The organism is Massilia sp. BSC265 (assembly GCF_000740675.1).
GTDB lineage: Bacteria > Pseudomonadota > Gammaproteobacteria > Burkholderiales > Burkholderiaceae_D > Telluria.
On record NZ_JPXI01000017.1, the window covers coordinates 1 to 14,999 of the forward strand.

At 65.3% G+C, this 14,999-nt stretch carries 12 protein-coding genes; 11 read left to right on the top strand and 1 reads right to left on the bottom strand.

What is annotated here, in order from left to right; genetic code table 11:
- The coding region (locus MA09_RS02430) for a TonB-dependent siderophore receptor (RefSeq protein ID WP_036245078.1) at positions 1–500 on the bottom strand (500 nt) is incomplete at its 3' end.
- A gap of 583 nt (positions 501–1,083) precedes the next feature.
- Here MA09_RS02430 and aroG point away from each other — a divergent pair.
- From aroG to MA09_RS02485, 11 genes are all read left to right on the top strand, one after another.
- Entirely contained in the window at positions 1,084–2,142 is a 1,059-nt protein-coding gene (gene aroG / locus MA09_RS02435) for a 3-deoxy-7-phosphoheptulonate synthase AroG (RefSeq protein ID WP_036245081.1), read from the top strand.
- 127 nt (positions 2,143–2,269) lie between these two features.
- Positions 2,270–3,208, top strand: coding sequence for an ABC transporter permease (locus MA09_RS02440; protein WP_036245083.1), 939 nt, complete (start codon positions 2,270–2,272; stop codon positions 3,206–3,208).
- A complete protein-coding gene (locus tag MA09_RS02445) occupies positions 3,205–4,236 on the top strand; it encodes an ABC transporter permease (protein WP_229440525.1) in 1,032 nt (343 codons plus the stop codon). Before MA09_RS02440 ends, MA09_RS02445 begins: the two co-directional genes overlap by 4 nt.
- A complete protein-coding gene (locus MA09_RS02450; protein ID WP_373887832.1) occupies positions 4,233–5,924 on the top strand; it encodes an ABC transporter ATP-binding protein in 1,692 nt (563 codons plus the stop codon). The genes MA09_RS02445 and MA09_RS02450 overlap by 4 nt, the downstream gene beginning before the upstream one ends.
- Positions 5,925–5,978: 54 nt before the next feature.
- A complete protein-coding gene (locus MA09_RS02455; RefSeq protein WP_036245089.1) occupies positions 5,979–6,923 on the top strand; it encodes a DedA family protein/thiosulfate sulfurtransferase GlpE in 945 nt (314 codons plus the stop codon).
- Between the two features lie 143 nt (positions 6,924–7,066).
- The gene (locus MA09_RS02460; RefSeq protein WP_036245091.1) at positions 7,067–8,092 is read left to right on the top strand and encodes a glucokinase; all 1,026 of its coding nucleotides are present in this window, start codon (positions 7,067–7,069) and stop codon (positions 8,090–8,092) included.
- A 398-nt stretch (positions 8,093–8,490) separates the two neighbouring features.
- Positions 8,491–9,204: an SMC-Scp complex subunit ScpB gene (gene scpB / locus MA09_RS02465; RefSeq protein ID WP_036245094.1), complete on the top strand. Its 714-nt coding sequence runs from the start codon at positions 8,491–8,493 to the stop codon at positions 9,202–9,204.
- A complete protein-coding gene (rluB, locus tag MA09_RS02470; RefSeq protein ID WP_036245096.1) occupies positions 9,191–11,161 on the top strand; it encodes a 23S rRNA pseudouridine(2605) synthase RluB in 1,971 nt (656 codons plus the stop codon). Before scpB ends, rluB begins: the two co-directional genes overlap by 14 nt.
- A gap of 352 nt (positions 11,162–11,513) precedes the next feature.
- Positions 11,514–12,002, top strand: a complete 489-nt coding sequence (gene rimP / locus MA09_RS02475; protein WP_036217039.1) for a ribosome maturation factor RimP — start codon at positions 11,514–11,516, stop codon at positions 12,000–12,002.
- Positions 11,999–13,564 (top strand): transcription termination factor NusA, encoded by a 1,566-nt coding sequence (gene nusA, locus MA09_RS02480; protein ID WP_036245098.1) that lies wholly within the window; start codon positions 11,999–12,001, stop codon positions 13,562–13,564. Before rimP ends, nusA begins: the two co-directional genes overlap by 4 nt.
- Positions 13,565–13,610: 46 nt before the next feature.
- On the top strand, positions 13,611–14,999 hold a 1,389-nt coding region (locus MA09_RS02485; RefSeq protein ID WP_036245099.1), incomplete at its 3' end, for a translation initiation factor IF-2 N-terminal domain-containing protein.

Sequence of the window (14,999 nt, forward strand, 5' to 3'; positions counted from 1 at the left end):
GAGGCGCCGTCCTTCAGGATCTCGACCCGCTCGACGGCGTCGGACGGGATGACGTTGAGGTCGGCGAACACCTTCTGGCCGTCGTCGGCCAGGCCGTAGGGTGCCATGCGGCGGCCGTTGAGCAGCACCAGGGTCGAGGCGGTGCCCAGGCCCCGCAGCGAGATGCCAGAGGCGCCTGCGGCAAAGCCGCTGCCGAAGTTGACCGGCACCGAGCCCTGGTTGTCGACGGCGAGCGTCTGCAGCAGTTCGGCGACGGTGGTCTTGCCGGAGCGCTCGATGTCGGCGCGGTTCACCGTCAGCACCGAGGAGGCGGTCTCGGCCTGGGCGCGGCGGATGTTCGAACCGGTGATTTCGACGCGGGCAACGGGTTTCGGCGCCACTTCCTGTGCTGCCACATGGGGCGCCGCCGCCAGCAGTGGAAAGCCCACTGATAAAAGGCCGATGGCGCTGCCGCCGGCAAAGATGCGCCGCACGGCGCGCGAGAGCAGGGTTTCAGTCATGTCCGGACTCCAGTGGTTGGGATTGTTCCCGTTGCCTTCGTGCCGCTCAGTTGTTGAGTGCAGTCAATTAACCAGCAGACTTTTCTTGCGAGAACACAAGAACGACGCGAAGCGATCGGGGGCTTGAAATGACTTTTGCACTGCTGGATGAACGGCGACTGATCCGAATCAAGGTGTGCGGAAAGGACGGGAACACGTGTCGGATTCCTGCAACCGGTCGCCAAATCCACTGATGGCAGTCCGCACGTCGCGCTGCTTGCGGGCGACGGCGCCCCGCGACCGGCTGCCTGCGGCGGCAAGCCTTCTTGCGGCTCGAGGACAGAGCTTCCCGGAAAAGGCTTGCCAACCGTTACACAATGGCGGTATAGTCAGCCGAACAGGGTCTCCAGACCATCACGGATTTCTCATGCGCCAGCACGTTTTCTTTACCTGCTTTTTTTACTTTAGCCATTCCAGCCCCTTGGCGGTGGAGTAGCGGCAGGTTCACGCGACATCAGAACAGTCCGACGCAAATCCAGACAAACCGCCAGCGATGGCGGTTTTTTTATTTCCAGCCCCCAGCCAAAACGATACGGAGTACAGCATGCCTCGCACCGACGATTTACGCATCCGCGAAATGAAGGAACTGACGCCGCCGGCCCACCTGATCCGCGAATTCCCGGTCACGCCGGCGGCCGAGCAGACCGCCGCAAGCGGGCGCGTTGCGCTGCACCGCATCCTGCACGGCCAGGACGACCGCGTGATGGTGGTGGTCGGCCCGTGCTCGATCCACGACCCGAAGGCGGCGCTCGAATACGCGCGCGGCCTGGCCGAGCAGCGCCGCCGCTTTGCCGGCGAACTCGAGATCATCATGCGCGTCTATTTCGAGAAGCCGCGCACCACGGTCGGCTGGAAGGGCATGATCAACGATCCCTACATGGACAACAGCTTCCGCATCAACGACGGCCTGCGCATGGCGCGCGAACTGCTGCGCGACATCAACGAGCTGGGCCTGCCGGCCGGCACCGAGTTCCTGGACGTGATCAGCCCGCAATATATCGCCGATTTGATCAGCTGGGGTGCGATCGGCGCCCGCACCACCGAATCGCAGGTGCACCGCGAGCTGGCTTCCGGCCTGTCCTGTCCGGTCGGCTTCAAGAACGGCACCGACGGCAATATCAAGATTGCGGCCGACGCGATCAAGGCGGCCTCGCAGCCACATCACTTCCTGTCCGTGACCAAGGGCGGCCATTCGGCGATCGTGTCGACTTCCGGCAACGAGGACTGCCACATCATCCTGCGCGGCGGCAAGACCCCGAACTACGATGCGGCCAGCGTGGAAGAAGCCTGCAAGCAACTGGCGGCCAATGGCCTGGCCAGCCGCCTGATGATCGACGCCTCGCACGCCAACAGCAGCAAGAACCCGCAGAACCAGGTGCCGGTGTGCGCCGACATCGCGTCCCAGATCGCGCAAGGGGACGACCGCATCGTCGGGGTGATGATCGAGTCGCACCTGGTGGGCGGACGCCAGGACCTGGTGCCGGGCAAGGAGCTGACCTACGGCCAGTCGGTCACCGACGGCTGCATCGACTGGCAGACCAGCATCGGCGTGCTGGAAGGTCTGGCCGCGGCCGTGAAGCAGCGCCGCATCAGGCAGGAGTAAATTCTTGTAGGGTGGTCGGGAGAGCCGACCACCCTACGTTATAACGGGCCGAAGAAAAGGAATGCCTCAACCCGCCATGGAAAGCCGGCAAGAGGGCAGAATAGCGCTTCAATCAACCGGGAGTTCCATGCTTAGCTTTATCGTCCGCCGGCTGTGGCAGATGCTGCCGACCATGCTCGGGGTCGTGGTGCTGGTGTTCTTGCTGTTCAACTGGGTCGGTGGCGATCCGGCTTACCTGCTGGCCGGGAAGATGGCAGACACTGCCGCCATCGAGAGCATCCGGCGCCAGCTCGGCACCGACCAGCCCTTCCCAAGCCAGCTGTGGATCTTCATCAAGCAGATCCTGACCTTCGACTTCGGCAATGCCTGGAGCACGGGCGAGCCGGTGTCGCACATCATTTCCAGCCGCCTGGGGCCTTCACTGACCGTGCTGGTGCCGCTGACCATCCTGGAGACCGTGTTCGGCATCGCCCTGGCCTTGGGCGTCGCTTTCGTGCGCGGTTCGCTCACCGACCGTGCGGTGATGGTGGCCTGCACGGTCGGCATGTCGATCTCGATCCTGGTCTACATCATCGTGTTCCAGTACGTGTTCGCCTACGAGCTCGGGCTGTTCCCGGTGCAAGGCTGGGGCAATGGCCTCGGAGAGAACCTGCTGCGCTACGCGCTGCTGCCCATCATCATCGGTCTCGCCGTCTCGATCGCGCCGACCCTGCGCTTGTACCGTAGTTTCGTGCTCGACGAAGTAGGGCAGGACTACGTGCGCACCGCGCGCGCCAAGGGCTTGCCCGAGCGCCGCGTGGTCTGGGTGCACGTGCTGCGCAATGCGGCGATCCCGATCATCACCCACGTCATGGCGAACCTGCCGGCGCTGCTGATCGGCGCTTTCCTGCTGGAGCGCTTCTTCGGCATCCCGGGCATCGGGCGTGAAGTCATCCTGGCCGTCGAGCGCAGCGACTTCCCGGTGATCAAGGCGATCACGGTCTACGTGGCCGCCGCGACCATGGTGTTCAACCTGCTGGCCGACCTGCTGTACCAGGCCGTGGATCCGCGGGTGCAGTTCAAATGAGCGCAGTCGATGGAATGATGAGCTCGCCGATGCAGTCCCCCGGCCTGTGGACGCTGGCCTGGCGCCGCCTGCGCACCGACCGCGTCGCCATGGGCGCGCTGGCGGTGGTGCTGGGTTTCCTGCTGATGGTGCTGCTGTCCAGCGCCGGACTGGTTGCCGCCGACTGGGAAGAGGAAGTGGCGGTGAACTACGCGCCCCCGAGCTTTGTCGGCGCGGATGCGGCGACGCGGGCGCTGGCTGCGGCCCAGCTGCCGCGCGAGACGCCGCCGAACGCATTCGATCCGCTGGCGCAGGAACTGGCGGAACTCAAGGCGCGGGTCCGTGCCGGCCATCCGCCGGTCGAGAAGGCGACCACCTTGCCCTTCGGGGCCGACAAGTGGGGCCACGACATCGTCAAGAAGACGATCAAGGGAGGCGAGACCTCGATCGTGGTCGGCCTGGTGGCGGCTTTCGTCGCGGTGGCGCTGGGCACCCTGTTCGGGGCGCTGTCGGGCTTCTACGGCGGCGTCGTGGACGATTTGTTCAATTGGTTCTACAGCATCTTCACCTCGATTCCGTCGATCCTGATGATCCTGACCGTGGCCGCGGTGCTGCAGCAGAAAGGGGTGATGACCATCGTGCTGATCCTCGGCCTGACCGGCTGGACCGGCCCCTACCGCCTGATGCGTGCCGAATACATCAAGCACAAGGCGCGCGAATACGTGATGGCGGCCGACGCCATCGGCGCATCGAGCGCGCGCCGGATGTTCGGCCACATCCTGCCGAACGTGTCGCACGTGGCCCTGGTGCAGATGTCGATCCTGGTGGTCGGCTTCATCAAGGCCGAGGTGATCCTGTCCTTCCTGGGCTTCGGCGTGCCGGTCGGCGTGGTGTCCTGGGGTAGCATGCTGAACGAGGCGCAGAACGAACTCATCCTCGGCAAGTGGTGGCAGCTGGCCGCCGCCGCGGGCGCGATGGCGCTGCTGGTGACGGCCTTCTCGCTGTTCGCGGACGCCCTGCGCGACGCCCTCGATCCGAAGCTCAAATGATGGACGATCACAACCCTTTACTGCAGGTGCGCGACCTGCGCATCTCCTTCCGCGTCGACAAGAAGAATACGGTCGAGGCGGTGAAAGGCATTTCCTTCGACGTGCCGAGGAACAGCACGGTGGCACTGGTGGGCGAATCCGGCAGCGGCAAGTCGGTCAGCTCGCTGGCCGTGATGGGCCTGCTGCCGCTGGAAACGACCATCGTTCATCCCGGTTCGCGCGCGCACTTCGACGGCCGCGAGCTGCTCGCGCTGCCCCTTGCCGAGCGCCGCAGGCTGTGCGGCAAGGACATCGCGATGATCTTCCAGGAGCCGATGTCCTCGCTCAACCCGGTGTTCACGGTAGGCTTCCAGATCGGCGAAGTGCTGCGCCGGCACATGGGCATGAGCGCCAGGCAGGCGCGGGCCCGCACGCTGGAGCTTCTGGCCGAGGTCGGCATTCCCGACCCCGCGGTCAAGATCGATGCCTACCCGAGCCAGATGTCGGGCGGCCAGCAGCAGCGCGTGATGATCGCGATGGCGATCGCCTGCGAGCCCAAGCTCCTGATCGCGGACGAGCCGACCACGGCGCTCGACGTGACGATCCAGAAGCAGATCATGGAGCTGATCGCACGCCTGCAAAAAAAACACCAGATGTCGGTCCTGTTCATTACCCACGACCTCGGGCTGGTGGGCGAGATCGCCGACCGCGTGATCGTGATGCGTCACGGCGAGGTGCGGGAGGAAGGGGAGGCGGCCCAGGTGTTCGGCGCCCCGCGCGACGCTTATACCCGGGCCCTGCTGCACTGCCGGCCGAAGCTCGACGAGCGGCCGCTGCGCCTGCCGGTGATCGACGATTACCTCAGCGGAAGGTTCACGCCAGAGGAATCGCTGCCCCAGCGTACGCGCGGCACGGTGCCCGGCGACGAACCGGTGCTGGTGGTGCGCAACCTGGCCAAGAGCTTCTGGCTGCGCGACGGCCTGTTCAAGAAGCGCGAGTTCCGGGCGGTCAAGGACGTCTCCTTTACCCTGGCACGCGGCAAGACCCTGGGCGTGGTGGGCGAATCGGGCTCGGGCAAGACCACGGTCGGCCTGACCCTGCTGCGCCTGCACCGCGCCACCGGTGGCAGCGCCATGTTCGACGGCAAGGACCTGTTCACCATGCCGGACCGCGACTACCGGGCCTACAAGCGGCGCATCCAGATCATCTTCCAGAACCCGTATGCGTCGCTCAACCCGCGCTTCACGGTGGGCCAGATCCTGCTCGAGCCGATGCGCATCCACCGGATCGGCGCCGATGACGCCGAGCGGATCGGGATGGCGCACTACCTGCTGAAACGGGTGGGGCTGCCGGAACAGGCCTTTCACCGCTATCCGCACGAGTTCTCCGGCGGCCAGCGCCAGCGCATCGCGATCGCGCGCTGCCTGACCATGAAGCCGGAAATCCTGGTGTGCGACGAATCGGTGTCGGCGCTCGACGTGTCGGTGCAGGCCCAGGTCCTGAATTTGCTGCAGGACCTGCAGGACGAGTACGGGATGAGCTACATCTTCATCTCGCACGACCTGTCGGTGGTGAAGTACATCGCCGACCAGGTGATGGTGATGCACCAGGGGAGCGTGGTCGAGATGGCGGACTCGGACGAGCTGTACCGCAATCCGACGCATGCATACACGCGCAGCCTGCTGGCGGCGATTCCGCGTGGGGCGTAGGAAAAACAACAGTTGCCGCCAGCGACGCGGGTAAATCTCCGCTACACTAGCGCGATGCCCCAACTCGTCGAACTGCTCCAGGTCTACGGTGTGCTGATCGTGTTCGGCATCGTCCTTGTCGAACAGTTCGGCCTGCCCATTCCCGCTTTCCCGATCCTGGTCGTGGCCGGCGCGCTGTCGGTCGACGGCGCTCTCAGCTGGGAGCTCTGCCTCGTTTCGGCGGTGGTCGCCTGCCTCATCTGCGACATGTTCTGGTTCCGTGCCGGACGTTTCTACGGCAAGCGCATCCTGCACCTGCTCTGCAAGATCTCGCTCTCGCCCGATTCCTGCGTCAACCAGACCGAGGACCGCTTCCGCCGCTTCGGCGCCAAGTCCTTGCTGGTATCCAAGTTCGTCCCCGGCTTCAATACCATCGCCGCGCCCTTGTCCGGCGCCATCGGCACCCATACGCGCCAGTTCGTCGGCTATTCCGCGACCGGCGCTGCATTGTGGAGCGGCAGCGGCATCCTGCTCGGCACCCTGTTCCATGAGCGCATCGAGGACCTGCTCGGCTGGCTCGAGACCGCCGGCGGCACGGCGCTGTCGGTGCTGGCCACGCTGCTGGTCCTGTTCATCGCCGTCAAGTACGTGGAACGGCGCCGCCACCGCGCCCGCAGCGCCATGCCGCGCATCGAGGTCGCCGAACTGATGACACTGATCGACGATGGCCACGATCCGGTCATCATCGACGCCCGCAGCCTGACGGCCCAGCAGCTGGAAGCGGCGATCCCCGGGGCGCTCGTGTTGCACTCCTGCGCGCCGGACCAGCTGATGGCCACGATCGACAAGGACCGCCACATCGTCATCTATTGCAGCTGCCCGAACGACGTGACTGCCGCCCAGGTCGCCAAGCAGTTCCTGGCCAACGGTTTCCACCGTGCCCGTCCGCTGCGCGGCGGCCTGGATGCCTGGAATGCCCACCGCGGCGCCGATCCGGAACTGTCCCCAGTGGCTTGCTAAGGTAGTTCGACTACTTCGTGCGCTCACTGACTGCCACGCACGAGTGGCATTGATGTGCGTGCGATGTATCTAAACTACAAAATCTGCTTGTAAGAACACTACAAAATTGTGTAAGCTTGGTCATCGCTCCTATATTAGCTGCAATGACCGCCTTTCCATCCAGCCTCGATTCCGCGTCCATCACCCATGCCGGCGGCGCGCGCCTGCTTGCCGACATCGGCGGCACCAATGCCCGCTTCGCGCTGGAGACCGGGCCGGGCCGTCTCGAGGCCATCGAGGTGCTGTCCTGCCAGCAGCACGCGACCCTGGCCGACGCCATCCGCGCCTACCTGGCGCTGCCGCAGCTGAGTGGTCTCGGCAGCGGCATCCGCCATGCGGCCATCGCCATCGCCAACCCGGTGACCGGCGACCAGGTACGCATGACCAACCATCACTGGGCCTTTTCGATCGAAGCACTGCGCGGGGAATGTGGTTTCGACACCCTTTTGGTCGTCAATGATTTTTCGGCACTGGCGCGTTCGCTGCCTCACCTGGACGGGCAGAAGCGCCAGGTCGGAGGCGGCACGCCCGTATCCGATGCGCCCCTCGGCCTGCTGGGCGCCGGTACCGGCCTCGGCGTATCCGGCCTGATTCCGGCTCCAGCCGGCGCAAAGGCAGGCTGGACTGCGTTGCGCAGCGAAGGCGGCCATGTCAGCTTCTCGCCGGTCAACGAAACCGAAGTCGCCATCCTCCAGTACGCCTGGCGCGAGTTCGAGCATGTCTCCAGCGAGCGCCTGCTGTCCGGCGCCGGCGTGGAGCTGATCTACCGCGCGCTGAGCGACCGTGCCGGCCGTCCGGACACCCTGGCTGCGCCCGAAATCTCGCGCCGCGCCCTGTCCGGCGAATGCGCACTGTGCGACGAGGTGCTGGAAGCCTTCTGCGGCATGCTCGGCACCGCCGCCGGCAACCTCGCCATCACCCTGGGCGCCCAGGGCGGTATCTATATCGGCGGCGGCATCGTGCCGCGCCTGGGCGAGCGCTTCCTCACTTCCTCGTTCCGCCGCCGCTTCGAGCAGAAGGGACGTTTCAGCGCCTACCTGGCCCAGGTCCCGACCTACGTGATCACGGCGGACTACCCGGCCTTCCTGGGCGTGTCGGCGATTTTGTCGGAAAAACTGGCAAGCGCTTGATCAAACTGGGCTTTGCGCACGGCCTACCGCCTTCGCATTGTCCGTTCCCGTGTTTTATCGGTTACAATGGCCGCCAGTTGTCAGAAACGCCGGCGCTGTTCGCGTCGTCCGCCCGCTTCGTTGCTTCGGGAAGCCAGCCTTCCAATGCTCCAGGTAGTTCACGGGTCCCGCGTTTCGCCTGAAAGACCAACAGCTACCGCCCGCTTGGCACACGGGCAGCCGTGACGGGCACCAGGCCTGTCACCTTTGTCAGCCCGGCGCATTCCAGCCCGGGCCACGGATTCCAGAGTTTTGCGCGCAGCATCTTTGTACCGCGGCCGTTGTCGGCACCGTGGCTGGCATCCGCTAAACCGGTTTTGTTTTGATTGCTTGCATTCGACGTGTGACGACACCGCGATATGAATACTGACGAGGCCAAGCGCGTCCTCGAGACCGCCTTGCTGTGCGCGCGCGAGCCGATGACGATCCACGGCATGAAGAAGCTCTTCGCCGAGGTCGATGCCAACGGCCGCCAGCTCAATGCCGGCGTCGGTAGCGACACGATCAAGATTCTGCTGGAAGAATTGCGCCAGGACTGGCAGGGGCGCGGCATCGAGATCGTCAGCCTGGCTTCCGGCTGGCGCTTCCAGAGCCGGCCCGAGATGAAGCCTTACCTCGACCGCCTGTCGCCCGAGAAGCCGCCGAAGTATTCGCGTGCGACGCTCGAGACGCTGGCGATCATCGCCTACCGCCAGCCGGTCACGCGCGGCGACATCGAGGAGATCCGCGGCGTCGCCGTGAACTCGCAGACCATCAAGCTGCTCGAAGACCGTGGCTGGATCGACGTGGTCGGCCACCGCGAAGTGGTGGGGCGCCCGGCGCTGCTGGGCACCACCAAGGGGTTCCTCGACGACCTCGGCCTGGCCTCGCTGTCGCAACTGCCGCCGCTGCAGGCGGTCAGCGAGGGGCCGGACAGCCGCAGCATCGAGGCGCTGGAAGCGGCGCTGAACGAGAATTTTGACAGGACGGACGCGGCGGCGTCCGCCGACGACATTCCCATTTTTGACCGGGAGACGGCAGCCGCCGCCGGGCCGGATCAGCACAATAAAGATACGAACGATGAATCCAACTGAACCGAACGAAAAGCCCGTCGAGGCCGAAGGCGCTCCTGCCGCAAAACCGAAGCGCACCCGCAAGACCGCGGCTGCCACCGCAGCCGCAACGGATGCTGTGCCCGTGACCGAGACCGAGCAGCCGGCTGCGAAGCCGAAGCGTACCCGCAAGGGGCCGAGCGCAGGCTCGGCCGCCGCTGCGGCGCCCGCCGCCGATATGCCGGCCGATACGCCAGCCGCAGCCGAGCCGGCCGCGAAGCCGGCCGCCAAGCCGCGCAAACCGCGCGCGACCAAGGCCGCTGCCGCCGGGGCGGATCCGGGCGCAGGGGCGGCCGCCGTCGCGGCGGAAGCGCCGGCCGCAGCGCCTGCGCCTGCGGCTGAAGCCGCACCGGCGCCTGCCGACACCGCAGGCGCCGCTCAGCGCAAGCCGCGCGGTCCGCGCCAGATGCGCGAAAAACGCCAGGAGCGCGAAGCGCGCCAGCACGAGCAGGCTGCTGCTACCGCTGAGGCAGTTCCAGAGGCCGTCCCGAGCGAAGACGCGCAGCAGGTGCAGGTGGAAGGCAAGCGCGAGCAGCGCGGCCGCAACCAGAAACAGCGCGACCAGCGTGGCCAGCAAGGCCAGCAAGGCGCCCAGCCGGCCGGCAAGCAGCAGGCCAAACAGGGCAAGCAGCAACAGCAGGGCAAGCAGCAGGGCAAGCAACAAGCCAAGGGCGGCAAGGCCAACGATGCCGACGCGGTGTTCTCCTTCGTCACCTCGGATGACTTCGACGCCAACGAAGGCGGCCGTGGCAAGGGGCCAAGCAAGCCGGCGCGTCGCGACCTGACCGCGGACGACGACGCCCCGAAGCTGCACAAGGTGCTGGCCGAGGCCGGCCTGGGCTCGCGCCGCGACATGGAAGAGCTGATCATCGCGGGCCGCGTGTCGGTCAATGGCGAGCCGGCCCACATCGGCCAGCGCATCCTGCCGACCGACGCCGTGCGCATCAACGGCAAGCTGATCCAGCGTAAGGTCAACAACAACAAGCCGCCGCGCGTGCTGGTGTATCACAAGCCGGCCGGGGAGATCGTCAGCCACGACGATCCGGAAGGCCGTCCATCCGTGTTCGACCGCCTGCCGACCATGAAGACCGGCAAGTGGCTGGCCGTGGGCCGCCTCGACTTCAACACCGAGGGCCTGCTGCTGTTCACGACCTCGGGCGACCTCGCCAACCGCCTGATGCACCCGCGCTACAACATCGACCGCGAATACGCGGTGCGCACCCTGGGCGAACTGGAAGAAGGCATGCGCCAGAAGCTGCTCGCCGGTGTCGAGCTGGACGACGGCCTGGCCTCGTTCTCGAAGGTCCAGGACGGCGGCGGCGAAGGCATCAACAAGTGGTACCGCGTGGTCATCGGCGAAGGCCGCAACCGCGAGGTGCGCCGCATGTTCGAGGCGGTCGGCCTGACCGTGTCGCGCCTGATCCGTACCCGCTACGGCGCCATGACCCTGCCGACCGGCCTGAAGCGCGGCCGCTGGGAAGAGCTGCAGGAAAACGACGTGCGCGCCCTGATGGCCGCCTTCGGTGTCGAAAAGAAGGGCAGCGAGGCGCCGAAAGGCAAGGGTGGCGGCAAAGGACAGGGGCGCGACGATGCGCGCCGTTCCGACGGCAACCGTATCGACCGCGCCGATGCCAACCGCAACGTGGATCCGTTCGGCCCACCTGTCGTGCGTGCCGGCGTCCCGCGCCAGCAAGGTCCGGGCGGTTTCGCCGGCGGCCGCCCGCAAGGGCAGGGTTCGAAAGGTGGCGGCCAGGGCGGCAAGGCCCGTGGCGGCAACAGCGCCAGTCCCTTCGGCGGCGGCAAGACCAGCAATCGTCCGAAGCAGCCCGACCCGCTGCAGACCACCTTCGGCTTCGCCGGTACCGGCGGCGGACGCCGCGGTGGCCAGGGGCCGCGGGGTTCGGAACACGGCCTGCCACGCCGCGGCCGGCGCGGCTGATCGGCTGTTCCGGCCGGCGGCGCGAACATCCGCTTGACATCCCGGTTTCCGGGCCCGAAATCGGATAAATTCTCGTGCCGCCGGGCACACGGTGCTGCAATGCCGTAGAATGCAGCCCATGCCCCGATATGGTCATCCTGCCAACTGTTGCTTTTTTCTCCAGCATCTGCCCATTTTTGCCCCGGCGATTGCGAGAAAGGCGGGAGAGCTGTATAATTTGCAGCCTAATCAAAGTTCTTCCCAGTATTTTCTTGGTGCAAGTGCTTTCATCTGGTTGGGTAGTGAATACAAAAAGATGGGCAGATGCCCATTTTTTTTTTGTTAAAACGTTTCGAAGCCTCGGAGAAGTGCCGTGCAGCAGTTTGAACTCATCTCGAAAACAGTCAGTGGCCTCGGCTACGAACTCGTGGACGTCGAACGGGGCGAGCGCGGGATCCTCCGCGTCTATATCGATTTTCCCGCTGACGTCGTGGAAGAGAAGGGCCCGATCACGGTCGAGGACTGCGCCACGGTCAGCCACCAGTTGTCGCATGTGCTCACCGTCGAGAATGTGGACTACGAACGGCTGGAAATCTCGTCGCCGGGCCTCGATCGCCCGGTGCGGACCCTGGCCGACTTTGCGCGCTTTGCCGGGCACGAATGCACGGTGAAGCTGCGCGTCGCCATGCCGGGCACCGCGAACCGGAAAACCTTCACCGGTATCCTGCGCGGCGTCGAGGGCGACAAGGTCGGTCTGGAATTTGAAAATAAAGATGGCGCAGCGTTGTTGGAATTTACGCTGGCCGAATTGGACAAGGCACGTTTGGTGCCGCAGGTGGATTTTAGGAGTCGCAAAGCATGAGTCGCGAAATTTTGTTACTGGTGGATGCGCTCGCGCGCGAAAAGAACGTCGATAAGGAAGTGGTTTTCGGAGCGCTCGAATTCGCGCTCGCGCAAGCCACGAAAAAGCGCTATGAAGGCGAGGTCGACATTCGCGTGAGCATCGATCGCGACACCGGTGAATTCGAGACCTTCCGCCGCTGGCACGTCGTTCCCGACGAGGCCGGCCTGCAGCTGCCCGACCAGGAAATCCTGCACTTCGAAGCCAAGGAACAGATCCCCGACATCGAAGTGGACGAATACATCGAAGACCCGATCGAATCGGTCGAGTTCGGCCGCCGCTTTGCCCAGGACACCAAGCAGGTCGTGCTGCAGCGCGTGCGCGATGCCGAGCGCGAGCAGATCCTGCAGGACTTCCTCGAGCGCGGCGACTCGCTCGTCACCGGCACCATCAAGCGCATGGAGCGCGGCGATGCCATCGTGGAATCGGGCAAGATCGAAGCGCGCCTGCCGCGCGACCAGATGATCCCGAAAGAGAATCTGCGCATCGGCGACCGCGTCCGCGCCTACATCCTGCGCGTGGACCGCAACATGCGCGGCCCGCAGGTGATCCTGTCGCGCACCGCGCCGGAATTCATCATGAAGCTGTTCGAGCTGGAAGTGCCGGAAATCGAGCAGGGCCTCCTGCAGATCAAATCGGCTGCCCGCGATGCCGGCGTACGCGCCAAGATCGCGGTGTTTACCGCCGACAAGCGCATCGACCCGATCGGCACCTGCGTCGGCATGCGCGGTTCGCGCGTGCAGGCCGTGACCGGCGAGCTGGGCGGCGAGCGCGTGGACATCGTGCTGTGGTCGGACGATCCGGCGCAGTTCGTGATCGGCGCCCTGGCGCCGGCCAACGTCTCGTCGATCATGGTCGACGAAGACAAGCACGCCATGGACGTCGTGGTCGACGAAGAGAACCTGGCGATCGCGATCGGCCGTTCGGGCCAGAACGTGCGGCTGGCGTCGGAGCTGACTGGCTGGAAGATCAACATCATGACGGCCGAGGAATCGGCCAACAAGGTGGCCCAGGAAACGGCCGCGATCCGCGCGCTGTTCATGGAAAAACTGGACGTCGACCAGGAAGTGGCCGACATCCTGGTGGATGAAGGTTTCTCGAGCCTTGAAGAAATCGCTTACGTCCCGATCTCCGAAATGCTGGAAATCGAGTCGTTCGACGAAGACACCGTCAACGAACTGCGCACCCGCGCCCGTGACGCGCTGGTGACCGAAGCGATCGCTTCCGAGGAAGGCCTCGAAGGGATGGAAGAAGCCCTCGTGAACCTGGAAGGCATGGACCGTACCACCGCCGGCAAGCTCGGCCTGGCTGGCATCAAGACGGTCGAAGCATTCGCAGCACTCGCCTATGACGAATTCGGCGCCATCCTGGCGCTGGCGTCGGACCGTGCCCGCGACCTGATCAAGAACGAATTTAGTGATGTGACCGACGAAGAGATGAAGCTGGTCGACAGCAAATACGATGACCGCGCCAAGGCGCTGCAGGCGAAGGCCTGGAGCCTGGCAGAAACGGCCAAGGCGTAATTTGCAAATCTTTATCATCTCAGCGACACATAGAAAAGAGGACTGAATGGCGAGTAACAACGTAGCCCAATTTGCCACCGAACTGAAGATGCCCGCAGACCTGCTGCTGACACAGCTGCGCTCGGCCGGCGTCGAAAAAAGTTCGACGTCAGATCCCTTGTCGAAAGATGATAAGGATAAGCTGCTGAACCATCTCCGCCGTACCCACGGTGCGACCGAAACCGGCGAGAAGAAGAAGATCACGGTGACCCGCAAGGAGACCACCGAGATCAAGCAGGCTGACGCCAGTGGCAAGTCGCGCACCATCCAGGTCGAAGTCCGCAAGAAGCGCACCTTCGTGCAGCGCGACGACCTGGTCACCCCGAAAGCCGAAGCTGCCGCCCCGGTGGTCGATGCGGCCGAGCAGGCACGCCGCGACGAAGAGGCGCGCCGCCAGGCCGAGCTGATCGCCCGCCAGGAAGCGGACCTGCGTGAAAAGCAGGAACGCCTGGCCAAGCTCGAGGAAGAAAAAGCTGCTCAGGCGAAAGCCGCCGAGGAGCAGGCCAAGCGCGAAGCCGAAGAACAGGCCAAGCGCGCCGCCGCCGCCAAGGCTGCCGCCGCGGCGCCGGCTCCGGCCGCTGCACCTGCTGCCGTCGATAACGCCGCCGAAGAAAAGGCCAAGCGTGACGCCGAGGAAGCCAAGAAGCGCGCCGAGGAAGCTGCCAAGGAAGCGGCCGAACGTGCTGCCGCCACCGAGCGCGCACGCAAGGCCGTGGCCGACGAAGTGGCCCAGATCAAGGCCATGATGAGCCAGCCGCGCCGCGTCATCAAGGCGCCGGAACCTGCACCGAAGCCTGCTGCTCCCGCAGCACCGGCCGGCACCCTGCACAAGCCTGCAGCCGGCGCCGACAAGAAGCCGGTCGAAGCGAAGAAAGACGATAAGAAGCCGGGCGACAAGAAGTCGATCAAGTCGGCCAATGTCTCCTCGACCTGGTCGGACGACGCCAAGAAGCGCGGCGCACCGAGCGGCGGCAAGGGGCGTGGCGGTCCGGGCGCTGCTACCTCCCGCGATGGCTGGCGCGCCGGCGGACGTAGCGGCGGCCGCCGTTCCTCGCACAACGATGACCGCGAATCGAACTTCCAGGCCCCGACCGAGGCGATCGTCAAGGACATCCACGTGCCGGAAACCATCACCGTGGCCGAACTGGCCCACAAGATGGCGGTCAAGGCGTCGGAAGTCATCAAGCAGCTGATGAAGCTGGGCCAGATGTGCACCATCAACCAGGTGCTGGACCAGGAAACCGCGATGATCGTGGTGGAAGAGATGGGCCACAAGGCCTTCGCGGCCGCCGTCGACGATCCGGAAGCGATCCTGGCCGACCAGGGCGAGCACGCCGAGTTCGAGGCCAAGCCGCGCGCGCCGGTCGTGACCGTCATGGGCCACGTCGACCACGGC

Excerpts from the sequence above, each read along its gene's own strand:
- aroG (WP_036245081.1), top strand. The coding sequence starts at position 1,084 with ATGCCTCGCACCGACGATTTACGCATCCGCGAAATGAAGGAACTGACG.
- MA09_RS02440 (WP_036245083.1), top strand. The coding sequence starts at position 2,270 with ATGCTTAGCTTTATCGTCCGCCGGCTGTGGCAGATGCTGCCGACCATG.
- MA09_RS02445 (WP_229440525.1), top strand. The coding sequence starts at position 3,205 with ATGAGCGCAGTCGATGGAATGATGAGCTCGCCGATGCAGTCCCCCGGC.
- MA09_RS02450 (WP_373887832.1), top strand. The coding sequence starts at position 4,233 with ATGATGGACGATCACAACCCTTTACTGCAGGTGCGCGACCTGCGCATC.
- MA09_RS02455 (WP_036245089.1), top strand. The coding sequence starts at position 5,979 with ATGCCCCAACTCGTCGAACTGCTCCAGGTCTACGGTGTGCTGATCGTG.
- MA09_RS02460 (WP_036245091.1), top strand. The coding sequence starts at position 7,067 with ATGACCGCCTTTCCATCCAGCCTCGATTCCGCGTCCATCACCCATGCC.
- scpB (WP_036245094.1), top strand. The coding sequence starts at position 8,491 with ATGAATACTGACGAGGCCAAGCGCGTCCTCGAGACCGCCTTGCTGTGC.
- rluB (WP_036245096.1), top strand. The coding sequence starts at position 9,191 with ATGAATCCAACTGAACCGAACGAAAAGCCCGTCGAGGCCGAAGGCGCT.
- nusA (WP_036245098.1), top strand. The coding sequence starts at position 11,999 with ATGAGTCGCGAAATTTTGTTACTGGTGGATGCGCTCGCGCGCGAAAAG.